The following is a 25,654-nucleotide window of genomic DNA, read 5'->3' on the forward strand; positions in this document are numbered from 1 at the left end:
CCAGACGACACCATGTAATTATCGACGTACATCTTTGTTTATACTTGAAATTTATGTTAGCCTCACGCCCATGATTCGAACTGAATGATTTGGTTCAGGAGCTGCATGATGGAGCACGACTACGAAAGCTGGGCGACGTCCGTCGCCTATTCGATCGTAATGCATGAAGGTCTGGATCTCGCCCTTTCCGCACAAAATCTGGACAAGGGAAAAACCAGAAGCAACCGGCACCGGTTGATGGAAGCTATCCGCCAGTCATTGCTTGAAGCACGCTTGCACGGCCACACTGCGGCAGTGCCGGGCGTGTGACTTGCAATAGATCGCTGATGTCTGGAAAGCAGCGTTCAGCCTGCCAGCAAATCGGTCCTGATCGCGGCTTTTAGCGGCAGGTGGTCTGAGGCAATTCTTGCCAGGGCACTGTCATGCGCCTCTACCTGCTCCACCAGTCCCGCCCGGTTGGCAATGATCCTGTCGAGCGCCAGAACCGGCAGATTGGACGGAAAACTCGGGACCGCCGGCGGCATTCCGCCGAACGCGTCCCGCAACGTGTTCAACGACGAACCGTTGCCGAGGCGCCATTCGTTGAGGTCGCCCATCAAAACAGTCGGGTATTCATCACGCTCTTCAAGCAACCCCAGAAGAGCTTGTGCCTGCCGGGCACGTGAATGCCGCAACAGGCCGAAATGCGCCGCGATAACCCGCAGGGTACCGCCGTGCTTCAGGTCGAGTTCCACCACCAAAGCTCCTCGTGGCTCCAATCCCGGCAGTTTCAGCGTATGGACGTCGCGCACTGCACCTTCGCGAAACAGCACGACATTGCCGTGCCAACCGTGGGCTTTCACACCCGCCTGAACCGGCACGGGAACAAGACCGCTCTCGCGCTCCAGCCGTGCGAGATCGAGAAGGCCGGTACGCTCGCCAAACCGGCTGTCTGCTTCCTGAAGTGCAATGATATCGGCGCCAATTTCCTGAATGACGCGGCTCGTCCTCTCAGGGTCGAACTTTCGATCCCGCCCGACGCATTTGTGAACATTGTAGGATGCGATGACCGGAAAGGCATGATTTTTGGTCACAAGAGATGGCGTCAGCCGTTTCTTGCGTTCACGCAGCGATTTGATCACGAAGGCCGGCAAGCCTGTGTTCTTCGCCACCTTCATCTCTGCATCTTCAGGCACATCTTTTCGTTTCATGCTGTCTTTCCGGTCAGAGGTAAGGCGAGGCAAGCCACAGGACGCGCTCGCCCAAACGGACAACGAATGGCCGTGCCATTAGTTCGGCCAATCGCACCGGAACCGCATTATCCCGCACCTTTCTGATGTATTGAGCCGTTTGTCCCGCAAAGTCCCTGTCCATCACTTCAAGATCGATTTCAAAGTTCAGCCGCAACGAGCGTGGATCGAGATTGGACGAACCGACGTAAGCCCAGCACTCGTCGATCACCACGAGCTTGGAATGGTTGAACGCCCCTGTCGCGCGCCAGATGCGGCAATAATTCTTCAGCATCTGGTCGAACTGCGCTGTCATGGCACGGTCCACCAGCACGAGATTATTGCTTTTCGGGACGACGATATCCACCAGAACGCCACGCCTCGCTGCAGTCGTGATCGCCGAAATAAGCTCTCGATCCGGGAGAAAATAGGGCGACATGATGAGAATGGACGATCGCGCGATGGAAAAGGCACCCATCAGCATCTTGTGGTTCGTCTCAATGCTCTTGTCCGGACCTGACGAAGAGACACGTGCAACAAGCTGCGAGCCCGGCGTGCTCAGGGGAATTGCCGGGTCCCACATGGGAACGTCCAGCAACTCGCCAGTGGTGAAGCGCCAGTCCTCTGCCGCTATCGAAAAGAAATCGGCAACCACTGGACCGGTAATCTTGAAGTGCCTGTCCTGCGCCTGATGTTCTCCGGCGAACTCGGAGGTAAATCCCTCGCGAATGTTCATTCCACCGCTGAACGCGATACTGCCGTCCACCACGAGGATCTTTCGGTGCGTACGCAGATTGGCGTAAGGCAAACGAAGCCCCATGATGACGTTGCCGTTGAAGACATTCGCCGCGATGCCCTTGTCCCGTAGCGTTGGCAGAATACTGGGCACCGAATAGCGAGCGCCGACGGCGTCGACGAGAACGCGTACCTCGACCCCACGCGACTTTGCCCTTTCCAGAGCCTCGACAAAGCGAGCACCAATCCTGTCATTGTCGAAAATGTAGGTCTCCAGAATGACCGAGCGTCTCGCCTGTTCGATGGCGTCGAGCATGTGCGCATAGGCTTCGTCGCCAGTGACGAGCGTTTCTATACTGTTTCCCGTGGTCAGAGCATGACGCGTCACCCTGTCGCCCAACGTCTTCATTGCCTCGAAACGGCGCCCGAAACGTTCGGCAATCATCTGGCCGGTGGCATCGAACTGCGCCACCCGATCCATGATCTCGTCCTGCATGAAGGAACGCTGCTGTGTGAGGTTCGAGCGGCGGATACGGTTGATGCCCGCAATTGCGTAGATCACGGCTCCTACAATCGGCGAGAGCACAATAACGCCCACCCAGCCGAGCGCCGAGCGAACCTCTTCCTTGGTCATGGTGGCATGCACCGCCGCCACGGTCCCCATCAGAACCGAAAGAACAGCGAGAATATGCGGCCAGTAGGCGACAATCAAATCGAGCATGATCGAACTATAGTGCAGTTCGCCGATCCCGCAATGCCAGCGTGCATGACAGGCGAAACTGGCGCCGGACTTTCATTGCCATGCTTTTACGGGATAAACCCTTGCGGGATTAGCGGTGGAAACTGGAGATGCGATATGTCATGAGAGCGCATCTTGATCTTCGGGCAACGCGGCCGAAAGCAGTCGCGCATGCCAGCAGCGTTTGAAAGCAAGGCCGTGATGCAGGAAAATACCCAGGGCGCTGTCATCGTTATTTCCAGCCATGTGATGCGTGGATCGGTCGGCAACCGTGCCGCCGTCTTCGCTCTGGAAACGCTGGGCTTTCCGGTCTGGGCTGTCCCGACCATTGTCATGCCGTGGCATCCCGGCCACGGCCCCTCTACCCGGATGAGATTTCAGGACGATGATTTCGACAAGGCCGTGACCGATCTCGAAAACGCGAAGTGGGTTGGCGAGGTCAAGGCCGTCCTGACCGGCTACTTCGGAAGTGCATCACAGGTACGTTCCGTTGCCCGCATGATCCGCAACCTGAAGGAAAAGAACCCCGCACTGATCTATGCCTGCGATCCGGTGATGGGCGACAAGGGCGGCCTCTACATTCCCGAGGAGACGGCCGCGGCCATCCGCGACGAACTCATTCCGTTGGCAACACTGGCAACCCCCAATCGGTACGAACTCGCCTGGATGAGCGGCGCAGAACTCGAGACCAACAATGCGATCATGGATGCGGCACTGGCACTCGGTCCTTCGAAGATGCTCGTGACCTCAGCCGTGCCGATGATGGCTGGCGGCACCGGCAATCTCTACCTCAGCGGCAAACACGCACTCCTGGCCGAACACCGTGCCATCGAGGATGCGCCGAACGGCCTGGGCGATCTGATATCGGCCCTTTTCCTTGCCCGGCTATTGGAAGGCATGGATGACGAAAAGGCGCTGCAACTGGCCACAGCGAGCGTGTTTGAAGTCCTCGCCAGAACCAAAAAACGCGACATGAACGAATTGACGCTTGAAACCGATTCCGCCAGCCTTTCCACGCCAATGGCCATGGTACAAACGCGTCATCTCTTGCATCCTTCACGCAGCAGGCGCAAATAGCGCCCGGAGGATGGTCTTCAACGCACCGGGCTCGTCTCGCGATCCGGTCCAGCATAACGGTACTGCGATATCATGAAAGATTTTCCAGAAAACCTTCTGAACGGTTACAAGAACTTCATGGCCGGTCGCTACGCCGACGAGCGCGAACGATATCGCGTTCTGGCGGAAACTGGCCAGAAGCCGCAAACCCTGTTCATTGCCTGTTGCGACTCCCGTTCTGCACCGGAAACGATTTTCGATTGCGGACCGGGCGAGCTTTTTGTCGTCAGAAACGTCGCCAACATGGTGCCGCCCTTCGAGCCGGATGGTCAGTATCACGCAACGTCTGCGGCAATCGAATATGCCGTGCAGGTGCTGAAGGTGAAGGACATCGTAGTCATGGGCCATGGCCGCTGCGGTGGCATTCAGGCAGCCCTCGACCCCAATCTGGAACCGTTGTCGCCCGGCGACTTCATCGGCAAATGGATGAATCTGGTCAAATCGGCCGCCGAACAGATCCAGAGCAACGACGTCATGACGCCTTCCGAGCGGCAGACGGCACTGGAGCGCGTTTCCATCCGCAATTCCATCGCCAACCTTCGTGCGTTCCCGTTTGTGAAAGCGCAGGAAACAGCCGGCAAGGTCAAGCTGCACGGCGCCTGGTTCGACATTTCGACCGGCGAATTGTGGGTGATGGATAACAAAACGGGCGACTTTCGCCGCCCGGAACTTTGATTGAAAAGAGATTGACGGCCGGGATTACTGGCCGTCGATCGCCTTGCCGATGAAGGCAATTGCCTGCTGGTAAACACTGGCAGCATTCCAGCCCTGAATGGCGGCGAAGTTCGTCTGGCCCTGCTGATAACCAGCACCGCGCTGCCAGCCGTGACCGACCAGGAAGTTTGCCGTCGACGCCAATGCATCGGCGCGCGAGCCAACCAGATCGACGCGGCCGTCGCGGTCGAAATCCACACCGTAACGTACGACGTTGAGCGGCAGGAACTGCGTCTGGCCGATCTCGCCGTGAGCTGCGCCCTTGGCGTTGACATTCAGGGAGCCATTACCCACCAGCTTGAGGGCAGCATAGAGCTGCTCGGTGAAGTAGTCAGAACGACGGCAGTCGTAGGAGAGCGTCGCAACGGCAGACAGCGTGTGCTGGTTGCCCATGAAGCCTCCAAAACCGGTTTCCATGCCCCATATTGCCAGGAGAGGACCAGCAGGAACGCCGTAGGCTTTTTCGATCGATGCGAACAATGCAGCATTGTTCTTCTTCATCGTCTTGCCGCGCGAAATGATTGCCTGGCCACCACGCTTCTGCATGAACTGGTCGAAAGACAGTTTGAAGCTGTGCTGTCCGCGGTCCGCGCGAATGGTCGCCTGATTGTAGGAAACGCCGGCAAAGGCGCGGTCGAGCACGGAAGCGCTGACGCCACGGCCCACCGCTTCCTGCTTGAACGCGCCAACCCATGCGCCGAACCCAGCCGAGGTGTTACCACACTGCGCAGCCAGAACCGGCGTCGCGACCAAAACCGAAACCATGGCCGTACCGGCCAGGATTGCCTTCATAACCCGCATCAAAATCTGCCTTCGATATCCTTTTGGGAAACAGTCCCAAGAAAAAACGTCTCTGTTATCGAGAACTGTGGCATCAAATTGCCTTTCGGCGAATGAGCCTGCAAATAAACTGGCCGTGATGACCCAAATTTGAGAAAACCCGCCCGTCCTCCACACAGAACAAGCGGGTTATACTTAACAAACCTTACAAAATGGTATCAGGCAGCCGCCTTGCGGGGCTTGATGAGACCACGGTTTACCAGCAGCTCGGCGATCTGGATGGCATTGAGCGCTGCACCCTTGCGCAGGTTGTCGGAAACAACCCACAGGTTCAGGCCATTCTCGACCGTCGCGTCTTCGCGGATACGCGAGATGTAGGTCGCATCTTCACCAGCGGATTCGACCGGAGTGATGTAGCCACCGTTTTCGCGCTTGTCGATGACGAGGCAACCCGGTGCTTCGCGCAGGATATCACGGGCCTGATCGGCAGTGATCTCGTTTTCGAACTCGATGTTGACCGATTCAGAATGGCCGATGAAGACAGGAACACGCACGGCCGTGCAGGTTACCTTGATCTTCGGATCGAGCATCTTCTTCGTTTCGGCGAGAACCTTCCACTCTTCCTTCGTGTAGCCGTCTTCCATGAAGACGTCGATGTGCGGAATGACGTTGAAGGCGATACGCTTGGTGAACTTCTTCGCTTCAACCGGATCGGCTACGAAAACCGCACGGGTCTGCTGGAAGAGTTCGTCCATCCCTTCTTTGCCAGCGCCGGAAACCGACTGGTAGGTGGAGACGACAACGCGCTTGATCTTGGCAACGTCGTGCAACGGCTTCAGCGCGACAACGAGCTGGGCTGTGGAGCAATTCGGGTTTGCGATGATGTTCTTCTTCGTGAAGCCTTCAACCGCATCCGGGTTGACTTCCGGAACGATCAACGGAACTTCGGAATCGTAACGCCATGCGGAGGAGTTGTCGATTACGACGCAACCCTGCTGGCCGATCTTCGGCGACCACTTCTTCGAAACGTCGCCGCCAGCCGACATCAGGCAGATATCGGTATCGGAGAAGTCGTAGTTTTCCATGTTGGAAACCTTCAACGTCCGATCGCCATAAGACACTTCCGTACCCTGCGAGCGGGCCGAAGCGAGCGCCACGACCTCATCGGCCGGGAAACCACGTTCTGCGAGGATGTTAAGCATTTCGCGACCGACATTGCCGGTGGCGCCTGCGATTGCAACTTTAAAACCCATGATCAAGCTCTCTTTCTATCTCTCCTCTTTTTGGTGAGGGGGAACCCGCAAAACCCGCGGCTTCCTTGATCCCCAGCCAAACCGGGGAGAGAGCGGTGGCCAGAGACGTCAGACGGTTTTAATCGTCGTTTTGGCCGTAATTCGGATGGAATGAGAAAAGCGCGGTTGATCGCCGGCGGATTGTGCCGGTCCTTCCATGACATTCATGTATGCGACATGTCTGCTCAAGGTCGTGCTCCTTCTTCGGGCACAGCTATTAGAAGGTTTCTTGTTTCTGTCAAGCGCAAAGGCACGTGCTAGGCGTTCGCGCGGGACCTCGAACGCGGCTCGCCGCGACATTTCCGCAAAGGAAACATTAGACTAAAGTCATAATCCCAAAGCATCTCTCTATCTTGGGTTAATTTTCTGTCACTCTACCTGTCTGCGTACTGCGCCTTCTAGGGGGGACTCGGAGGAGAGAGACGGGTTCCGGCGGTACGCTCATTTGACATCTGTGGAGGACAGACAATGGCAAACGTTGCAGCCGTCAGCGGCTCCGCCCGTCCCATGACGGGTGAAGAGAAGAAGGTGATCTTCGCCTCTTCTCTTGGAACAGTCTTCGAGTGGTATGATTTCTATCTGTACGGTTCGCTCGCAATCTATATCGGCGCGAACTTCTTCAGCCAGTATCCGGAAACAACCCGTAATATCTTCGCGCTGCTTGCCTTTGCCGCCGGCTTCCTCGTACGCCCGTTCGGCGCACTGGTGTTCGGTCGTCTGGGCGATATCGTCGGCCGCAAATACACCTTCCTCATTACCATTCTCATCATGGGCTTCTCGACCTTTGTGGTCGGCATCCTGCCCGGTGCCTCGCAGATCGGCATTGCAGCCCCCATCATCCTCATCATTCTGCGCATGCTGCAGGGCCTGGCGCTCGGCGGCGAATATGGCGGTGCGGCGACCTACGTGGCCGAACACGCCCCGAACGGCCGCCGCGGCTATTACACCTCGTGGATTCAGACGACGGCAACACTCGGCCTGTTCCTCTCGCTGGTGGTCATTCTCGGCGTGCAGTTCGCACTTGGCCGCGAAGCCTTTGCTGCCTGGGGCTGGCGCATCCCGTTCCTGCTGTCAGTCATTCTGCTTGGCGTCTCGGTCTGGATTCGTCTGAAAATGAACGAATCCCCTGCTTTCAAGAAGATGAAAGAAGAAGGCAAAACCTCCAAGGCGCCGCTTAGCGAAGCTTTCGGCCAGTGGAAAAATGCCAAGATCGCCATCATCGCCCTGCTCGGCGCCGTCGTCGGTCAGGCTGTCGTCTGGTACACAGGCCAGTTCTACGCACTGTTCTTCCTACAGAGCATCCTGAAGGTGGACGGGCAATCGGCCAACATCATGGTCGCAGCAGCCCTTATCCTCGGCACCAGCTTCTTCGTGATCTTCGGCTGGCTGTCCGACAAGATCGGTCGCAAGCCGATCATCATGGCCGGCCTCATCCTGGCGATGCTGACCTACTTCCCGCTGTTCAAGGCACTGACCTGGGCAGGCAATCCGGCACTGGCGGAAGCGCAGGCAACCGTTCGCGCTACTGTAACGGCCGCACCGGGAGACTGCCGGTTCCAGTTCAACCCGACCGGAACGGCAAAGTTCACCACGTCCTGCGATATCGCCACATCGTTCCTGACACGCAATTCCGTCCCTTATGACGTCGTTGCAGGACCGGCGGGCCAGCCGGCGACCGTCAAGATCGGCGATGCCACCATCACCAGCTTTGACGCAATCGCAGCCGGTGCAGATGCCGCTGCCAAAGACAGGGCTTTCCAGAAGCAGGTGAACATTGCCCTGCATGACGGTGGTTATCCGCTGGTCCGCGGTGCTGCCCAGGTGCCGGAAGCCAAGCTGGACGCCTTCATTGCCGCCAATCCGGAACTCGGCCTCAATGCCGACGCCGTTCGCGCCACCGAAAGGAAAATGGTCGCCACGGACAAGCTGGTAGCCGACAAGCTGCTGACTGCAGCCGAAACTGGTGGTGCGGCCGAAATGGCAGTCTTTACGATTGCCAATGGTGGGACCTTCTCGATGGTCGCCGACCCGGCGAGCGTCAACTGGGTGGTCATTATCGCGGTGCTGACCGTGCTCGTGATCTATGTGACCATGGTCTACGGCCCGATTGCCGCATTGCTGGTAGAATTGTTCCCGACCCGTATCCGCTACTCTGGCATGTCGCTGCCCTACCACATCGGCAACGGCTGGTTCGGTGGCCTTCTGCCAGCAACCGCATTCGCCATGAGCGCGGCCAAGGGCGATATCTACTACGGCCTCTGGTATCCGATCATCTTCGCAGGCATCACGCTGGTCATTGGCCTGCTGTTCCTGCCGGAAACCAAGGATCGCGACATCCACGCGATGGATTGATCGAGGTCGAACAGAAAATCGAAAAACCCGGCAAAACTGCCGGGTTTTTTGTTGCCACCGTACGAACCGTACCGAAAGTGACCTTTCCCGGTCGGTCATTCCGTCGCAGGTAGACGCCCACCAATTTGGAGACAACTGCGCGCGGAATAGGGTATGAGGCGCTATTGATCGGCAGAGGGAGAGCGATTTTGAAAATTGGGACACCCAAGGAAATTTATGAGGGCGAGGCCCGCGTCGGCATGACGCCCGACAGTGCCCTGGCGTTGCAAAAGCTTGGCTACGAATGCGTGATTGAGAGTGGTGCGGGCAAAGCCGCCGGTTTCACCGACGATGCTTACCGCGCTGCAGGCGTGACCGTGGCCGAGAGCGCGGATGCGCTTTATGCACAGTCAGACGTGATCGCAAAAGTGCGGCCGCCGGAAAATGGCGAAGTTGCGCGGCTGTCGGCTGACAAGACGCTGATCTCTTTCTTCTATCCCGCCCAGAACAAGGATCTGCTGGAACAGGCCAAGGCCAGTGGCGCGAATGTCATCGCCATGGACATGGTGCCGCGCATTTCCCGCGCCCAGAAGATGGACGCCCTGTCCTCCATGGCCAATATCGCTGGTTATCGTGCGGTGATCGAGGCCGGTAACAACTTCGGTCGCTTCTTCACCGGTCAGGTGACGGCAGCCGGCAAGGTTCCCCCGGCCAAGGTCCTGGTCATTGGCGCAGGTGTCGCTGGCCTCGCAGCCATCGGTACGGCAACTTCGCTTGGTGCAATCACCTATGCTTTCGACGTACGCCCTGAAGTGGCCGAGCAGATCGAGTCCATGGGTGCCGAGTTCGTCTATCTCGATTTTGCCGAACAGCAGGATGGTGCAACTACTGGCGGTTACGCCGCTCCGTCCTCGCCCGAGTTCCGAGAAAAGCAGCTTGAGAAGTTCCGTGAGCTTGCTCCGCAGATCGACATCGTCATCACCACGGCGCTGATCCCTGGACGGGATGCACCGAAACTGTGGCTGGCCGACATGGTCGCCGCCATGAAGCCGGGTTCGGTCATCATCGATCTCGCTGCCGAACGTGGTGGCAACTGCGATCTGACGGTTGCCGACCAGCGCGTCGTGTCCGAAAACGGCGTCATCGTCATCGGCTATACGGATTTCCCGAGCCGCATGGCGACGCAGGCTTCGACGCTCTACGCTACCAACATCCGTCACATGATGACCGATCTGACGCCTGCGAAGGACGGTCAGGTTGTTCATAATATGGAAGATGATGTCATTCGCGGCGCAACCGTGACCTATCAGGGCGACATCACTTTCCCGCCACCACCACCGAAGATTCAGGCCATTGCCGCGCAGAAACCGAAGGAAAAAGCCAAGGAGCTGACGCCGGCGGAAAAGCATGCCAAGGAACTGGCGGAATTCAAGGCGCAGACGAAGAGCCAGGTTGGCCTCTTGGCTGTTGGCACGGCCATCCTGCTTCTCGTCGGCGTTTACGCCCCTGCAAGTTTCATGAGCCATTTCATCGTTTTTGTGCTCGCCTGCTTTATCGGTTTCCAGGTCATCTGGAATGTCAGCCACTCGTTGCACACGCCGCTGATGGCCGTGACGAACGCCATCTCAGGCATCGTCATTCTCGGCGCACTCTTGCAGATCGGCTCCAGCAACTGGTTGGTGGTCATCCTTGCCGCTCTTTCCGTCCTGATCGCCACGATCAACATCGTCGGCGGTTTCCTCGTAACACGGCGCATGCTCGCCATGTTCCAGAAGTCCTGAGCCGTGCGGGGATCTCATAAATGACCATTGGTATTGTTTCCGCGGCCTATGTTGCCGCAGCCGTTCTGTTCATCCTCTCCCTTGGCGGTCTTTCCGGTCAGGAAAGCGCAAAGCGGGCCGTCTGGTACGGCATCGTCGGCATGGGGCTTGCCGTCATCGCCACGGTTTTCGGACCCGGCGTCGGACACTGGTTCATCGTGCTTCTGATGCTGGCAGGCGGTTCGGTGCTCGGCTACTTTGTCGCAAGCCGCGTGCAGATGACCGAAATGCCGCAGCTCGTAGCGGCACTGCACTCCTTTGTCGGTCTTGCTGCCGTTTTCATCGGCTTCAACGCCCATATCGAGGAAGCCCATGTTGCTGGCCTCGATGAGGCTGCGCGCGCAGCGCTCACCGGCTTCTCCGCCATCCTGGCGCACAAGACCCCCGTTGAACTGGCCATCATGAAGGTCGAGGTTTTCCTTGGTGTCTTCATTGGTGCCGTAACGTTCACCGGCTCCGTCATTGCTTTCGGCAAGCTGGCAGGCAAGGTCGACGGCAAGGCGAAGAAGCTGCCAGGCGGCCACTTCCTCAATGCCGGTGCGGCCATTGCTTCGCTGCTGCTGCTGGTCATGTACTGCAATGGCGCCGGCATCTGGACACTGATCCTGATGACGCTTCTTGCCTTCTTCATCGGTTACCACCTGATCATGGGTATCGGCGGCGCCGATATGCCGGTCGTGGTTTCGATGCTGAACAGCTATTCCGGCTGGGCGGCAGCGGCCATCGGCTTCACCCTCGGCAACGATCTCCTGATCGTCACGGGCGCTCTGGTCGGTTCCTCGGGTGCGATCCTGTCATACATCATGTGCAAGGCCATGAATCGCTCCTTTGTGTCGGTCATCCTCGGCGGCTTCGGCGGCACGACGGGTCCGGCAATGGAAATCGAGGGCGAGCAGGTCGCAATCGACGCCGAAGGTGTTGCCGCGGCGCTGAACGATGCCGACAGTGTCATCATCGTCCCGGGTTACGGCATGGCGGTGGCGCAGGCTCAGCAAGCCGTTTCAGAGCTGACGCGCAAGCTGCGTGCCGACGGCAAGACGGTGCGTTTTGCCATCCATCCGGTCGCAGGTCGTCTGCCCGGCCACATGAACGTGTTGCTCGCCGAGGCGAAGGTGCCATACGACATCGTGCTTGAGATGGACGAGATCAACGAAGACTTCCCGAATACGGACGTCGTCATCGTCATCGGCTCGAACGACATCGTCAACCCGGCTGCTCAGGATGATCCGAACTCGCCCATCGCCGGCATGCCGGTTCTGGAAGTGTGGAAATCCAAGCTGGTGATCGTCTCCAAGCGTGGCCAGGGAACAGGATATTCCGGTATCGAAAACCCGCTGTTCTACAAGGACAACACCCGCATGTTCTACGGGGACGCGAAAAAGTCCATCAACGACCTTCTCCCCCTCATCAAGTAAAACAAAAGGGCGTTTCCAGTTTTCGGAAACGCCCTTTTTCATGAAATGATTGTCTGAAACGTGCGTCAGAGAACGTGATAGCTGCGGTTGAAATACATCAGCGCCTGCTCGCGATCACTGATCACCATATCCACCACTTCGCAAATCAGGATGTCGTGCGTTCCACCGTCATGTGCGGTGCGGATACGGCAATCGAACGAGACGAGTGCGTCCTCGAGGACCGGTGCACCAGTCTGAAGCGCATGCCAGCGTCCAGCCGCAAAACGCTGCTCTACCGGCGTCTTTCCACCGAACAGACTGCTCAATTCCTGATGCTGTGCGCCAAGCGTATTGACGCAGACGACGCCATTCGCCTTGACGGTGTTGTAAGCGGAGGAATTGCGGTTGATGCAAACGAGCAAGGTCGGAGGATTGTCCGAAACGCTGCAAACGGCTGTTGCGGCAAAACCGGCTCGACCCGCCGCGCCATCCGTTGTCACGACATGCACCGCTGCCGCCAGTCGCGACATGGCGTTTCGATATTCAAGGCCAAGCTCTTGTGCAGTCTTCGCCTCCATGCGCATTTCCTTTTCCAGAGACACCATCTGCATCTAACCTATCCTTCCTTAACAGGCTCTCAAGCCAGGACGCAGGCGTCTTCGAAAGCAAAGCGCGGAAGGCGCCCAAACAGCTTCGACGGATCACCGTGGCCCAGATTGATGAGAAAGTTGGATTTCCATGTCGTGCCAGCGAAGAACGCTTCATCCACCTTGTTTTTATCGAAGCCGGACATGGCACCGGTATCAAGACCGAGCGCACGCGCGGCCATGATGAGATAACCAGCTTGCAAGGTTGCATTACGGAACGCCGTCTCCTCGGCCATGGCCGGGCTGGATGTGAACCAGGAGCGGGCATCGGCGTGGGGGAACAGCACCGGCAGCTTTTCGTAAAACTCGCTGTCGATTGCGGCAATCACCGTAACCGGAGCGCTCATGGTTTTTTCGAGATTGCCGGATGAAAGCGCCGGTCGCAGCTTTTCCTTGCCTTCGGCAGTACGCACGAACACGAAACGTGCTGGCGAGCAATTGGCCGAAGTTGGGCCCATCTTCGTCAGATCGTAAAGTTTCGTCAGAAGTTCATCGCTGACAGGCTCGCCATTCCAGCCATTATGGGTGCGGGCTTCGGTGAAAAGCGCGGCAAGTGCCTGATTGTCCAGTGCAGTCGTCATTGAATTGAAGGTCCCGTCAGTTTGTTTGCGATGCCGGTAGCAGAAACTGCATGAGGCGTCTGTTGAAAAAATCCGGCTCGGTCACGTTTACCGCATGCGCTCCAAAATCCATGAGGCAAAGTTCGGCCTGCGGCAGCCTTTCCGCCAGTCGAACAGACCGGGTGTAGGGAACCAGAAGATCATCCCTGGTCGCGACCACAAGGGTGGAATTGCCGATGTCAGCCAGACGATCGTCGAGATCAAAGCCTCTCAGTGCCGCGATACGCCGCAGCACATTCGTCTTTCCCTGAAAATGCGACACACCATGCACGTCATCCTTTGCCAGACGCTCGGCGTTTTCCGACATCCACACCGCCGGATACAGGAACAGCGGCTGCGCCTTCACAAAGGCTTCGACACCGGACTTTTCCAGAAGTTCAATACGAACGTCGAAGCAACGGCCGGAATGCGGGTCCGCTTTGCTCCATGCATTGATCAGAACGAGCTTGTCGATCAGTTCGGGTTTGCGAAGAGCAAGATCGAGACCGACCAGACCACCAAGTGCATGGCCCATGAAATGAAATGTCTCGAGGTTCAGGGCAGTGGCAATCTCCAGAACATCATCGGCCATAGCCGATATACCGCCCTCCGATGCCTCGCCGCCCGTTCGACCCGTGCCACGATGGTCATAGGTGACGACACGGAAGTGTTCGGCAAGCAGAGCAATCTGCGGCGCCCAGTAAGCGCCCGATCCGCCAAGCCCGGAAGACAGGATAATCGTTTCTGCCTGCGGGAAAGCCCCGCCATGAACCTCAAAATGCATCATGATTGCGGGTGCCCTTATTTGCCGATATGGGCAACGGTGGCGATTTCCACCAGAGCGTCAGGCTTCACCAGACCGCACTGGATGCAATAACGCGCCGGTTTGTCACCGGGAAAATACTCGGCATAGACCTTGTTGACGGCCTGATAATTCGCCCAGTCGGTGATGAAGATGTGGTTCATCGTCACGTCTTCCATGGTGCCACCAGCCGTTTCGATGACAGACTTGATGGTTTCCAGCACATGCCGGGTCTGCGCACCCGCATCACCCACGTGCACCACGTTGTTGTCCTTGTCGAACGGTAGCGTACCCGAGACGTAAACGACGCCGTCCGCCAGTGTTCCCGGCGAGTACGGGGCGATGGGCTTGGACGTTCCTTCAGGCACGACGATCTTTTTCGGCATTACATTCTCCTCTTTTAGCGTTCGGGATCAGTCTTGGACGGGAGCGGCCTGAGAAATCACGCCGCAGAAATCATTGACGGTCGCGACCCAGCCGAAGAATTTTTCGACGTTGTAGACCGTGGCCTGCTGGATGTAGTCCGGCCCAAGATGATGGGTCGCATCTTCCAGCATGACACCGAAATATTCGAGATGGAAAGCATCGCGAAGCGAGCTCTCGACGCAGACATTGGTAGCGATACCAACGAAAACGAGATTGCGAATACCACGTGCCCGCAGCACACTATCCATATTGGTGTTGAAGAAACCGCTGTAACGCGTCTTCGGCACCAGAATGTCGCCCGGCTGCGGTTGTAGCTCATCGACGATGGCGTAGTCCCAGGTTCCCTTGGCCAGAAGCTGACCCTGCAATTCGGGATTGGCCCGCATATGCTTCAAGGCATTGGACTTGTGCCAGTTTGGCGAACCGGGACCTCCCGCCTCGACATACTCCTTGTCCCAGCCGTTCTGGAAGTAAATGACCTGAACCCCTGCTGCACGCGCCGCATCCAGCGTCTTCTTGATGTTTGCAATGGTGCCTTTCGCGCCAGAAATGTCGAACCCGGCGAGATCAACATAACCGCCTTCAGTCGAATAGGCGTTTTGCATATCAACCACCACAACAGCGGTTTCGCTTGGATTAAGCGTGATCGGCTCCGGCCGGGCCGGAAGCGTGACGCTCTCCGACCGGCTTTTCGGCGCCCGGTATCCTGCCACGATGGCCTCGCTCATTCTGCTGCCTCCAATGCGGACTTGATATGCTGACGGCTCTTCATCAGCGGCTGCACATATTTGCCGAATTTCTCGATGCCTTCGACAAAATCATCGAAGGTCAGCATGACGCCACCGGTGCCAGGCACTTCGCTCATTTCATCCAGCATCGCCGCGACCTCCTCATAAGAACCGATGATCGTTCCCATGTTGATGTTGACAGCCGAGACAGGGTTGGACATGTGCCGGACGTTGGTGTCGGAGCCCGACTTGGTATCGGCAGCACTTTGCAAGCCGAGCCACTTGATCGCTTCCTCATCGGCACCGGCCTTGTAGTGTTCCCACTTAGCCCAGGCGTCTTCGGATTTTTCCTCGGCAAGAACCATGGTGAGGACGAAGGAACGCACGTCGCGACCCGTCTTTTCATTGGCGGCCAACAGCCGCTCATTGGTCGGCGCGAAGGCCTTGGGCGTATTGACGCCGACACCGAAACAAAAACTGTAATCAGCAAACTTCGCCGAAAAGGCCATGCCGGCATTGGAGGACCCGGCGCAGATAAGTTTTACGTCGCCTTGCGGCACGGGCTTCATCCGGCAGTCTTCCATAGTGAAATACTTGCCCTTCAGGTCCGACTGCCCCGTGGTCAGCAGTTCCTTCAAAACAGTCGTATATTCATCGAGATATTCGTAACGATCGGCGAAATATTCGTCACCCGGCCACAGGCCCATCTGGCTGTATTCCGGTCGCTGCCAGCCAGTAACGAGATTGATGCCGAAACGGCCGCCGGAGATGCTGTCGATCGTGGTCGCCATACGCGCCACGATGGCGGGGGGCATGACCAGAGTTGCGGCGGTGCCGAACAGCTTGATCTTGGAGGTGACGGCAGCAAGACCCGCCATCAACGTGAAGGACTCCAGATTGTAGTCCCAGAATTCCGTCTTGCCGCCAAAGCCGCGCAGCTTGATCATCGAAAGCGCGAAGTCGAAACCGTATTTTTCGGCCTTTAGCGTGATTTCCTTGTTCAGTTCAAAACTCGGCTTGTATTGCGGCGAGTTCTCCGAGAGCAGCCACCCATTGTTCCCGATCGGAATAAAAACACCAATTTCCATTTGGCTTGTCCTTCCCCTTTTTCACATCAGGCATGTCCTGATTTGACAATTGAGAAGCAGGTTCCGTGCCAAACAAAAAAATCTATACTATTCAATGGCATGGATGCTTGCCCTCAAATAATTTTTACCGAAAGATAAAAAATTTATCATTCGGTAAATAAACCTGCTCAAATCTTTAGCACGAATATCGGGGCCTGAACAGAAAAAGGGCGGCCGATGAGGCCGCCCTTTATTTATGCCAATAATAGGTCAATGTTTTAGACGAGACGTTGCTCGGCATAGGCGTGAACCGCACGGAACGCCGCTTCGGCAGCAGCAATCACGCGCGCCTCTTCTTCCTCGCTCAGTTCGATTTCATCGAGTGCCGCCGTAAAGGTCCGCCAATGCAGGCCGCGCCCTTCCGGGGCCCCAGCCAGATGCCGGGCGCCGAACTCTTCGTTGAGGCCAAGCTTTGCGGCATCCTTGAGAAGGAAAGCGGCGCCAAGGTTGGAGCCTTCAACCACATAGAGCCAACCCATCGCTTCCGGCAGATCGAACGCGGTTTCGCTGGTGAAACGAGGGGTTTTCGTTTCGGGCAAGGTGCGCTCCAGGTCGGCAAGATCCTGCTCGATCATCGACAGACGACGACGGCCCTTGAGGTCCGGCAGCAGGCCGTCCAGCGTGTCGTTGGAGAAGAAGACATCCAGGTCGCGGTGAAACAGATATTGGGTCTCTACGAATTTTCCGTAGTTGTCCCGGCTCTCAAAAGGCTTCGCCGCCATGATGAAAGTGTCCAGCCCGCCATGCGCGCCGCGCGTTGCAGCCTTCAGGCGCTTTGCCCGGCTCTGCTCTGCATCTCCCGCCACCGTCGGCGTCTCAGCAATACTCATCACATTCATCCCTGTTGCCCGCTATTGGAACCGTGCAATAAAAATCTTTACTCTCATAGTCAAATTTTATTTTCGCGCATTCGCAGGCTTCTCGAGTTTAGCCGACCTTATTTTTCTTCACAAATTCAAATGGCTTGCCAGCACTGGTCCGCACAGCTGCAGTTAGCGCTTTACAACTAACATGTCACTGCGTTATCAATTTGCAGTCACTTGGGAGGAGCATACAATTGACCCAGAAATTCGGCCTTTCGGCAGCGCTGACGACACCTTTTAAAACCGATGGATCGATCGACATTGACGCCATGATCGCGCACGCGCGCCGCTGCCTTTCAAGCGGCTGCAACAGCGTAACGCTGTTTGGCACCACCGGTGAAGGCAGCTCCATTGGCAGCATTGAACGCCAAACCATCCTCTCGCGTTTTATCGAAGCGGGAATTGCGCCGTCCTCTCTCGTGACAGGCGTTCTGGTCGACTCCATCGAGGATGCCGCACTACAGTCAGCAGAAGCACTGAAGGCAGGCGCCCGCAATATTCTTCTCGCCCCACCCTCTTATTTCAAGAATGTCAGCGATGACGGGCTGTTCGCCTGGTTCTCTGCCGTGTTCGAAAAGATTGGCAAAGGTGCGCGCGACATCCTCGTGTACAACATCCCGTCCGTCACCATGGTAACGCTCTCCGTTGACCTGGTCGGTCGTCTGAAAACAGCCTTCCCCGGCATCGTGACCGGCGTGAAGGACTCGTCCGGAAACTGGCCCCATACGGAACGGCTGCTCAAGGAACATGGCGATCTGGCGATCCTGATCGGTGACGAACGCGATCTCGCCAAAGGCGTACGTCTCGGCGGTCATGGTGCGATTTCTGGTGTCGCCAACTTCCTGCCGCAGGAAGTCCGGGCCATGGCCGTTGACGGCAAGGACGACAAGCGCATCGAAGATCTTGTTGTGGAACTTCTCAAATTTCCGGTAACGCCCGCCGTCAAGGTGCTGCTATCACACACGACAGGGGAAAATGTCTGGCTCGAGGTGCGCGCCCCGCTCGTGGCAGTTTCGCCTGAGGACAGAGGGCAGATTGGAGCGGCGTTCGATACGCTGTTCCGCAAGCAGGCGGCCTGAAAAGGATCTGGCATGGAAGACACCGGCGAACAGACAACCTTGAGGGAAAAGGCGTATGAGAGTTTTACGCATCACCTTCTTGCGCGCGATGTTCGCCCGGGTCAGTTCATCTCGCAACGCCGCCTTGTCGAACTGACGGGCCTGCCACTCGGAGCGATCCGCGAGGCTATCCCGAGGCTCGAGGCCGATGGCCTTATCAAGACAGTTCCCCAGCGCGGGTTGCAGGTCGCTCATATCGATATCAACCTGATCCGCGAGGCATTCCAGTTCCGAATCCTGCTGGAAAAGGAAGCGGTTGCCAACTTCACGCGAACTGCCTCTGACGACGCCATCGCGGCCATGCTGAAAGACCACCGCGATATTGCCAACGCAGCGGAAATGGGCAGCTCACCAGAACTGGACGAACGCGCGCAGGCGGTGGACTGGGGCATGCATGATGCCTTCATCGACTCGCTCGGCAACTCGATCATCTCGAATGCCTACCGGGTCAACTCGATCAAGATGCGCCTCATCAATCAGGAGCGTTTTCGCATCGCCGGTCACGTGAAGTCGGTAATGAAGGAGCACCTCGTCATTCTTGAAGCCGTCGAACGACGATCCGTCGACGAAGCCGTTGATCGGCTGACCGCCCATATCCGCAATGCAAGGGACAGGGCGCTGACCGTATAAAATTGAAAACCGGCCGGGGGTGAGGAGATTTTCGGCCACAAGAGGAGGAAAGACATGTCGCATTCATTGCTCAATCCCACACGTCGTGGGTTCCTGGCCGGCACCGCGGCGATTGGCGGTAGCGCCCTTTTCGGCGTTCGTTCGGCATCGGCTGCCGTCAACTGGAAGAAACACGCCGGCACGACGCTGGAAGTCAATCTGGTTAAAAGCCCGCGCAGCGAAACCCTGATCAAATATCTGAACGAGTTTGAGGAACTGACCGGTATCAAAGTCAACGCCGAAGCAACGCCCGAACAGCAACAGCGCCAGAAAGTTGTGATCGAGCTGTCCTCTGGCAAGCCAAGCTTCGACGTCGTGCACCTGAGCTACCACGTCCAGAAGCGGCAGTTTGAAAAGGGCAAGTGGCTGGCCGACATCAGCGGTTTCATGAAAGATCCGTCGCTGACAGATCCTTCGCTTGCTGAAAAGGACTTCGCCGAAGCCGGCATGCTGTTCGCCAAGGACAGCGACGGCGTGCTGCGCTCGCTTCCCTTCTCGGTGGATTACTGGATCGTCTACTGGAACAAGGACCTGTTTGAAGCAAAGGGCTTGAAGTATCCTGAGACCTTCGAAGAGCTGGTTGACGCTGCCGAAAAGATCACCGACCCATCCACCAACACCTACGGCTTCGTTGCACGCGGCCTGAAGAATGCCAACACGCCGGTCTGGACCTCGCTGATGTTGGGATACGGCGCCAAGCCGATCGTCGATGGCAAGATCAATACCGAATCCAAGGAAGCGGTTGAGGCGGCAAAGCTTTACCAGCGTCTGATGACGAAGGCAGCACCTCCCGGCGTCTCCGGCTTCAACTGGGCTGAAGCACAGTCTGCCTTCCTCCAGGGCAAGATCGGCATGTGGTTCGATGGCGTCGGCTTCGCACCGCCGATCGAAAACCCGGAAAAATCCCGCGTTGTCGGCAAGGTCGGTTACGGCGTCATGCCAAAGGGCCCGGCGACACAGGCGGCCGGCACGTTCGGCGATGGTCTCGGTGTTGTGGAGGCAAGCAGCAAGAAGGAAGCCGCCTATCTCTTCTGCCAGTGGGCGATCTCGCATGAAATGGGCGCGCGTCTGCTTCAGGCCGGCGCAGGCGTTCCATTCCGCCAGTCCATCCTCGAGGACCAGAAGGTCCGCGAAGGTGTGAAGATGCCTGCCGCCTGGCTCGATGCCGTCGTCGGTTCGGGCAAGGTTTCCCAGCTCGCGCTTCCGGTCATCATTCCCGTAACGGAATTCCGTGACATCTACGGCGTCGGCCTCACCAACATGATCGGCGGAGCCGATCCGGCAGCCGAACTCAAGAAAGCGACCGAACAGTTCGCACCTGTTCTTTCACGTAGCGAGGGATAATGGTGTCCGTCAGCATCGAAAATACAGCAACGCGAACCAACCAGGACAAGAGGAGCAAGCCCGCGAGGCTTGCTCCCAACTACTGGCCATTCGTCATACCGGCACTTGTCGTCATCGCCGCGGTGATCGTTTTTCCGTGGGTTTTCACCCTCTGGATGAGCGCCCATCGCTGGACGCTGGGACAGGAGCAGAGCTTTATCGGTTTTGAGAACTATATCCGGCTCGCCAGCGATGCCCGGTTCTGGGAATCGCTTTGGCATACGCTCGTCTATACCGTGCTGTCGGTCGTCGCTCCCCTGTTCCTCGGAACATTGGCAGCGCTGGTTTTCGATGCGCAATTTCCGTTGCGCGGATTTCTGCGCGGCGTCTTCGTCATGCCGATGATGGCGACCCCGGTCGCCATCGCACTGGTCTGGACAATGATGTTCCACCCACAACTCGGCGTGCTGAACTACCTGTTGTCATTCATCGGCATCGGTCCGCTGGAGTGGATCTACAATCAGTCGACCGTTATTCCCTCGCTGGTGCTCGTGGAGACCTGGCAGTGGACGCCGCTGGTCATGCTGATCGTGCTCGGCGGACTGGCCGCCGTGCCGCGCGAACCCTATGAAAGCGCCGAAATCGACGGCGCCAATGCCTGGCAGAAGTTCCGCTATCTCACCATGCCGATGATTGCGCCGTTCCTGATGATCGCCGTGATCATCCGCTCCATCGATGCCGTCAAAAGCTTCGACATCATTTATGCGATGACCCAGGGCGGCCCCGGCACGGCGTCGGAAACCATCAACATCTATCTCTACAACACGGCGTTTGCCTATTACGACATCGGATACGGCTCGGCCATGGCTGTCGTCTTCTTCATCGTCATCATCGCGCTGTCCTTCGTACTGCTCATGGTTCGCCAGCGCACCCAGTGGAACGAGATGGAGGACCGTTGATGAAACGCAAGACAATCGACCGTATCGCGCTGTTCTTCGTCGCGCTGGTGATGATCTCTCCGGTCATCCTGTTCTTCCTCTGGATGATTTCATTGTCGCTGAAATTCGAGATCGACAACGGTGCCTATCCGCCGATCCTCATTCCGGAACGCTTCGCATGGTCCAACTATGTGAAGGTCTTCGAGGAGAACAATTTCTTCCTCTACTTCTGGAATTCCGTGCTGGTCACGGGGGCGGCCACAATTCTCGCGCTCGTCATCGGCGTTCCGGCAGGCTATGGCATCGCCCGCCTGAAGGCGGAAAAATCGGCGGTGGTCATCATGATCGCCCGCATGACGCCCGGCCTTTCCTTCCTCATTCCGCTGTTCCTGCTGTTTCAATGGCTGAACCTGCTCGGTACGCTCTGGCCACAGATCATCATCCACCTGGTGGTGACGGTTCCGATCGTCGTCTGGATCATGATCGGTTATTTCGAAACCACGCCGAAGGAACTGGAAGAAGCCGCAAGCATCGATGGCGCGTCCTCATGGCAGGTCTTCCGCCTTGTGGCACTGCCGATCGCCAAACCGGGCATCGTGGTGTCCTTCATCCTCGCGGTGATCTTTTCGTGGAACAACTTCGTGTTTGGCATCGTGCTGGCCAGCCGTGAGACACGCACCCTGCCGGTTGCGGTCTACAACATGTTGTCCTTCGAACAGGTGAGCTGGGGTCCGCTTGCCGCTGCAGCGCTGATCGTGACGCTGCCGGTGCTGTTGCTGACGATGTTCGCACAAAAGCAGATCGTGGCAGGCCTCACCGCCGGCGCCGTCAAGGGCGGCTAAGAACACAGTTAGAGCACAGATGCTCTAACCCTTTGTTTTAACGCAATTCCGAACGCAAACCGCGATACGCTTTTGCTCGAATTGCTAAAGTTACGGGATCAAAACGATGGCACCGGTCAATATCCAGAATGTCCAGAAGCGCTTCGGCTCGGTCAATGTCATCCACGGCATCGACATCGATATCAGAGACGGCGAGTTCGTCGTGCTCGTCGGCCCATCCGGCTGCGGCAAATCAACCCTGCTGCGCATGATCGCCGGCCTTGAAGAGGTGAGTGATGGCGAAATCCACATCGGCGCGCGCGAGGTCAGCCACCTGCCCGCCCGCGACCGCGATATCGCAATGGTGTTCCAGAACTATGCGCTCTATCCGCACATGACCGTCAAGGACAACATGGGCTTCGCACTCAAGCTCAAGAAGGTCGATCAGAAGGAGACAGAAGCCAAGGTCAACAAGGCCGCCGCGATTCTTGGGCTGGACAAGCTGCTCGACCGTTATCCGCGCCAACTCTCCGGTGGCCAGCGCCAGCGTGTCGCCATGGGCCGCGCTCTGGTGCGCGATCCGCAGGTCTTCCTGTTTGACGAACCGCTTTCCAACCTCGATGCCAAGCTGCGCGTCCAGATGCGTGGTGAGATCAAGGCCATGCATCAGCGGATCGGCACCACCACCATTTACGTTACCCATGACCAGGTTGAAGCCATGACCATGGCCGACAAGATCGTCGTGCTGCATGATGGCGTTATCGAGCAGATCGGTGCGCCGCTGGAACTCTACGATAACCCCGCCAATCTCTTCGTTGCGGGTTTCATCGGTTCACCGGCCATGAATTTCATTCGTGGCCGCGTCGAAGAAGGTGTGTTCCGGACGGCCAAGGGTCTCACCCTGCCCTTGCCGGCAACCGCCAACCTTGCAACGCTTGGTGGTCGGGATCTGGTTTACGGTGTGCGCCCCGAACATATCCGCGCTTCGGCCGACGGCAGCATCGAGGGCAAGGTTGAACTGGTGGAAGGGACCGGCTCGGAAATCTACGCCAAACTGGATTGCAAGGGCGACGATATCGCCTGCCTGTTCCGTGAACGACTGGATGTGAAGTTCGGCGACACAATCCGTATTGCCATCGACCCTTCCACGGTCCATCTGTTCGACAGGGAAAGCGGCAAGCGCATCTGAGCGCTTGTCAGGCCTTTTCAGGAAAGGTTTTCCATGCAGACAATGCGGAAACCAGGCAATCGAGAATGGTGACGGGCATGAGCAGTGAAGACAACACCAGCAAACACGTGTTGTGCGTTGGAGCCGCCGTGCTCGACACGCTGTTTCGTGTCCGTGATATGCCACGCGGTGAAGGAAAAGTGCTTCCCTACGACATGCTGCAGATTGCCGAAGGCATGGCTTCGAGCGCAGCTTACACCGTGCACCGCATGGGTGGCCGTGCCAGCCTTTGGGGGGCCGTTGGCAATGACGAGACAGGAGAACGCATTCTTCGTGATCTCTCCGAAAGCGGCATCGACACCAGTGGAATGACAACTGCCGCCGGCGCACGCTCGGCGCTTTCCACCATCATCATCGATGATCGCGGTGATCGGCTGATCGTACCTTTCTACGATCAGAAACTGCATGAGACGAAACGCTCCTGTACCCCTCAGGACATCGCACCATTCGATGCGGTTCTCGTCGATGTGCGTTGGTCTGAACTGGCGCTCGACGTGCTGACCGTGGCACGCGCACTCGGCAAACCGGCCATTCTGGATGGAGACGTCGCGCCCGTGGAAACACTCGAAAGACTGGCACCGGCCGCGACCCACATCATTTTCTCGGAACCGGCAGCCGCAAGCCTGACCGGGACGAACGACGTACCGGCCATGCTGCCGCTTCTGCATGCCCGTTATCCGCAAACCTTTATCGCCGTCACCGCCGGTCCGGACGGCTGCTGGTGGACAGAACCCAACGATCCGACGGTTCATTTTCAGTCGACCATGGCGATCGATGCGGTCGACACGCTGGCAGCGGGAGACGTCTTTCACGGCACTTTCGCACTCACCATCGCCGAAGGGATCGAAAGCCGCGCGGCGATACAACTCTCCTCCGTGGCTGCCGCACTGAAATGCATGGTTTTTGGAGGGCGAACCGGAACCCCCAGCCGGAGCGAGGCGGAAGCGGCTTTGGAACAGTGGCTGGCAAGCACGGAACAGGCTCACCTGCGCGCCTCCTGATCGGCTCGGCGATCCCGGAAACGGCATACGCCGTGAGCATAAAACTATTCCATTTTTGCGATGCCGTTTCGTGGTGAACTAGGCTAACGTCCGGTCGTACAAAGCTTTTTCGAAAGTGTTGCACGCACCCTTCCTGCCGACATCACGAGCCTCGACATGCCTGAAAGCAACCGCCCCAGACTTCGCGATATCGGTTTCAAGCCGGGCCATTTCGCCACGGGTCCGATGAATGCCATCACGGATGTCGCAGATGTTCGCATCGGACATGTAACGATCATGGAGGGCGAGACGATCCGCACGGGTGCCACTGCGATCCTCCCACATGGCGGAAATCTGTTCCAGGACAAGGTGCCTGCCGCACTTGCCGTTTACAACGGATTCGGCAAGTTCGCAGGCGCAACACAGATCGAGGAACTGGGCGAACTCGAAACGCCCGTTGTCCTGACCAATACACTCGCAACCGGCAGAGCCATTGAGGCGATCAATCGATATACGCTTGCCCAACCAGGCAACGAGAAGGTCGTTTCGCTCAACGCCGTCGTCGGTGAAACCAACGATTCCCGCCTGAACGACATTCGTGCCGGCCGTCCGACCACTGAGGAAGTGACCAAGGCACTGGAAAACGCCGTCACCGGACCTGTCTTGGAAGGCAGCATCGGTGCAGGCACGGGCACGGTTGCCTTTGGCATGAAGGGCGGAATTGGCACAGCTTCGCGCATCGTGCCGATTGCAGGAAAAAACTACAGCCTGGGTGTGCTGGTTCAGTCCAACTATGGCGGCCACCTTCTTGTCTGCGGCAAGCCTTATCTGTCTCCCGAACACAAGGACAAGGATGGCTCCATCGTCATCGTCCTGGCAACCGATGCGCCCCTCTCGTCGCGTAATCTCAAGCGTTTGGCGGCCAGAAGTTTCGGTGGACTGGCGCGCACCGGCGCAGCGCTCAGCAATGGCTCCGGCGACTACGCGCTGGCATTTTCGACAGCCGAGGTTGTGCGCCGCACGCCAGCCCGCCGCAAGTCTGTGGCCGATTATCCGGACCTTTCCAATGACGTGATTTCGCCGCTCTTCGAAGCCGCCATCGAGGCGACGGAGGAAGCAATCCTCAACTCGATGTGTTCGGCAACCACGACGACAGGGATCAACGCCGCAACCGGAAAGCCATCCACAATCGACGCCATTTCGATCGAAACACTTTCCACCCTTCTTTCAGACTGACTTTTCCAGACGGAGTTTTC

25 protein-coding genes are annotated in these 25,654 nt (G+C 57.6%); 14 read left to right on the forward strand and 11 right to left on the reverse strand.

Going from position 1 to position 25,654, the window contains the following annotated elements; translation table 11 throughout:
- Positions 1-105 precede the first annotated feature (105 nt).
- Positions 106-309 (forward strand): hypothetical protein, encoded by a 204-nt coding sequence (locus HWX89_RS22355; RefSeq protein WP_178340870.1) that lies wholly within the window; start codon positions 106-108, stop codon positions 307-309.
- A 35-nt stretch (positions 310-344) separates the two neighbouring features.
- On the opposite strand, the gene HWX89_RS22360 is transcribed toward HWX89_RS22355, so the two are convergent.
- Together HWX89_RS22360 and cls are read right to left on the reverse strand one after the other, a co-directional pair.
- Entirely contained in the window at positions 345-1,190 is an 846-nt protein-coding gene (locus HWX89_RS22360; protein WP_138791322.1) for an endonuclease/exonuclease/phosphatase family protein, read from the reverse strand.
- Positions 1,191-1,203: 13 nt separating this feature from the next.
- Positions 1,204-2,664 carry a cardiolipin synthase gene (cls, locus tag HWX89_RS22365; RefSeq protein WP_138791323.1) on the reverse strand — a complete coding sequence of 487 codons (1,461 nt, stop codon included), beginning with the start codon at positions 2,662-2,664 and terminating at the stop codon, positions 1,204-1,206.
- Positions 2,665-2,883: 219 nt separating this feature from the next.
- Here cls and pdxY point away from each other — a divergent pair, with 219 nt between their 5' ends.
- Together pdxY and HWX89_RS22375 are read left to right on the forward strand one after the other, a co-directional pair.
- Entirely contained in the window at positions 2,884-3,759 is an 876-nt protein-coding gene (gene pdxY, locus HWX89_RS22370; RefSeq protein WP_138791411.1) for a pyridoxal kinase PdxY, read from the forward strand.
- Between the two features lie 72 nt (positions 3,760-3,831).
- Positions 3,832-4,473, forward strand: a complete 642-nt coding sequence (locus HWX89_RS22375; protein ID WP_138791324.1) for a carbonic anhydrase — start codon at positions 3,832-3,834, stop codon at positions 4,471-4,473.
- Between the two features lie 24 nt (positions 4,474-4,497).
- Here HWX89_RS22375 and HWX89_RS22380 read toward each other — a convergent pair whose 3' ends face one another.
- The gene (locus tag HWX89_RS22380) at positions 4,498-5,313 is read right to left on the reverse strand and encodes a lytic murein transglycosylase (RefSeq protein WP_138791325.1); all 816 of its coding nucleotides are present in this window, start codon (positions 5,311-5,313) and stop codon (positions 4,498-4,500) included.
- 197 nt (positions 5,314-5,510) lie between these two features.
- Positions 5,511-6,545 carry an aspartate-semialdehyde dehydrogenase gene (locus HWX89_RS22385; RefSeq protein ID WP_138791326.1) on the reverse strand — a complete coding sequence of 345 codons (1,035 nt, stop codon included), beginning with the start codon at positions 6,543-6,545 and terminating at the stop codon, positions 5,511-5,513.
- 507 nt (positions 6,546-7,052) lie between these two features.
- Between HWX89_RS22385 and HWX89_RS22390 the strand changes: the two genes are divergently transcribed.
- From HWX89_RS22390 to HWX89_RS22400, 3 genes are all read left to right on the forward strand, one after another.
- Positions 7,053-8,936, forward strand: a complete 1,884-nt coding sequence (locus tag HWX89_RS22390) for an MFS transporter (protein WP_178340871.1) — start codon at positions 7,053-7,055, stop codon at positions 8,934-8,936.
- A gap of 188 nt (positions 8,937-9,124) precedes the next feature.
- A complete protein-coding gene (locus tag HWX89_RS22395; protein WP_138791327.1) occupies positions 9,125-10,696 on the forward strand; it encodes a Re/Si-specific NAD(P)(+) transhydrogenase subunit alpha in 1,572 nt (523 codons plus the stop codon).
- Between the two features lie 20 nt (positions 10,697-10,716).
- On the forward strand, positions 10,717-12,150 hold the full coding sequence (locus tag HWX89_RS22400) for an NAD(P)(+) transhydrogenase (Re/Si-specific) subunit beta (RefSeq protein WP_138791328.1): 1,434 nt from the start codon (positions 10,717-10,719) through the stop codon (positions 12,148-12,150).
- A gap of 65 nt (positions 12,151-12,215) precedes the next feature.
- Here HWX89_RS22400 and rutF read toward each other — a convergent pair whose 3' ends face one another.
- From rutF to HWX89_RS22435, 7 genes are all read right to left on the reverse strand, one after another.
- The gene (rutF, locus tag HWX89_RS22405) at positions 12,216-12,740 is read right to left on the reverse strand and encodes an NADH-dependent FMN reductase RutF (RefSeq protein WP_138791329.1); all 525 of its coding nucleotides are present in this window, start codon (positions 12,738-12,740) and stop codon (positions 12,216-12,218) included.
- A 26-nt stretch (positions 12,741-12,766) separates the two neighbouring features.
- A complete protein-coding gene (locus tag HWX89_RS22410; protein ID WP_138791330.1) occupies positions 12,767-13,357 on the reverse strand; it encodes a malonic semialdehyde reductase in 591 nt (196 codons plus the stop codon).
- Positions 13,358-13,373: 16 nt separating this feature from the next.
- A complete protein-coding gene (gene rutD, locus HWX89_RS22415; protein ID WP_178340872.1) occupies positions 13,374-14,162 on the reverse strand; it encodes a pyrimidine utilization protein D in 789 nt (262 codons plus the stop codon).
- Positions 14,163-14,176: 14 nt separating this feature from the next.
- A complete protein-coding gene (rutC, locus tag HWX89_RS22420) occupies positions 14,177-14,563 on the reverse strand; it encodes a pyrimidine utilization protein C (RefSeq protein ID WP_138791331.1) in 387 nt (128 codons plus the stop codon).
- 27 nt (positions 14,564-14,590) lie between these two features.
- Positions 14,591-15,331, reverse strand: coding sequence for a pyrimidine utilization protein B (rutB, locus tag HWX89_RS22425; protein WP_138791332.1), 741 nt, complete (start codon positions 15,329-15,331; stop codon positions 14,591-14,593).
- Complete coding sequence (gene rutA / locus HWX89_RS22430; RefSeq protein WP_138791333.1) at positions 15,328-16,419, reverse strand: pyrimidine utilization protein A; 1,092 nt, start codon at positions 16,417-16,419, stop codon at positions 15,328-15,330. Before rutA ends, rutB begins: the two co-directional genes overlap by 4 nt.
- Positions 16,420-16,676: 257 nt before the next feature.
- Positions 16,677-17,288: a biliverdin-producing heme oxygenase gene (locus HWX89_RS22435; RefSeq protein WP_138791334.1), complete on the reverse strand. Its 612-nt coding sequence runs from the start codon at positions 17,286-17,288 to the stop codon at positions 16,677-16,679.
- A 227-nt stretch (positions 17,289-17,515) separates the two neighbouring features.
- Here HWX89_RS22435 and HWX89_RS22440 point away from each other — a divergent pair, with 227 nt between their 5' ends.
- The 8 genes from HWX89_RS22440 to HWX89_RS22475 all read left to right on the forward strand — a co-directional run bounded on the left by HWX89_RS22440 (position 17,516) and on the right by HWX89_RS22475 (position 25,634).
- The gene (locus HWX89_RS22440) at positions 17,516-18,400 is read left to right on the forward strand and encodes a dihydrodipicolinate synthase family protein (RefSeq protein WP_138791335.1); all 885 of its coding nucleotides are present in this window, start codon (positions 17,516-17,518) and stop codon (positions 18,398-18,400) included.
- Between the two features lie 12 nt (positions 18,401-18,412).
- Positions 18,413-19,069, forward strand: coding sequence for a GntR family transcriptional regulator (locus HWX89_RS22445; RefSeq protein ID WP_138791336.1), 657 nt, complete (start codon positions 18,413-18,415; stop codon positions 19,067-19,069).
- A 54-nt stretch (positions 19,070-19,123) separates the two neighbouring features.
- Entirely contained in the window at positions 19,124-20,452 is a 1,329-nt protein-coding gene (locus HWX89_RS22450) for an ABC transporter substrate-binding protein (RefSeq protein WP_138791337.1), read from the forward strand.
- The gene (locus HWX89_RS22455) at positions 20,452-21,390 is read left to right on the forward strand and encodes a carbohydrate ABC transporter permease (RefSeq protein WP_138791338.1); all 939 of its coding nucleotides are present in this window, start codon (positions 20,452-20,454) and stop codon (positions 21,388-21,390) included. Before HWX89_RS22450 ends, HWX89_RS22455 begins: the two co-directional genes overlap by 1 nt.
- Complete coding sequence (locus tag HWX89_RS22460) at positions 21,390-22,211, forward strand: carbohydrate ABC transporter permease (RefSeq protein ID WP_138791339.1); 822 nt, start codon at positions 21,390-21,392, stop codon at positions 22,209-22,211. The genes HWX89_RS22455 and HWX89_RS22460 overlap by 1 nt, the downstream gene beginning before the upstream one ends.
- A 106-nt stretch (positions 22,212-22,317) precedes the next feature.
- Positions 22,318-23,379, forward strand: coding sequence for an ABC transporter ATP-binding protein (locus HWX89_RS22465; protein ID WP_138791340.1), 1,062 nt, complete (start codon positions 22,318-22,320; stop codon positions 23,377-23,379).
- Between the two features lie 77 nt (positions 23,380-23,456).
- Positions 23,457-24,419, forward strand: a complete 963-nt coding sequence (locus HWX89_RS22470) for a sugar kinase (protein WP_138791341.1) — start codon at positions 23,457-23,459, stop codon at positions 24,417-24,419.
- A gap of 156 nt (positions 24,420-24,575) precedes the next feature.
- Positions 24,576-25,634: a DmpA family aminopeptidase gene (locus HWX89_RS22475; RefSeq protein ID WP_138791342.1), complete on the forward strand. Its 1,059-nt coding sequence runs from the start codon at positions 24,576-24,578 to the stop codon at positions 25,632-25,634.
- Positions 25,635-25,654: the final 20 nt, after the last annotated feature.

The organism is Rhizobium sp. RM, assembly GCF_013390595.1.
Taxonomy (GTDB): domain Bacteria; phylum Pseudomonadota; class Alphaproteobacteria; order Rhizobiales; family Rhizobiaceae; genus Agrobacterium.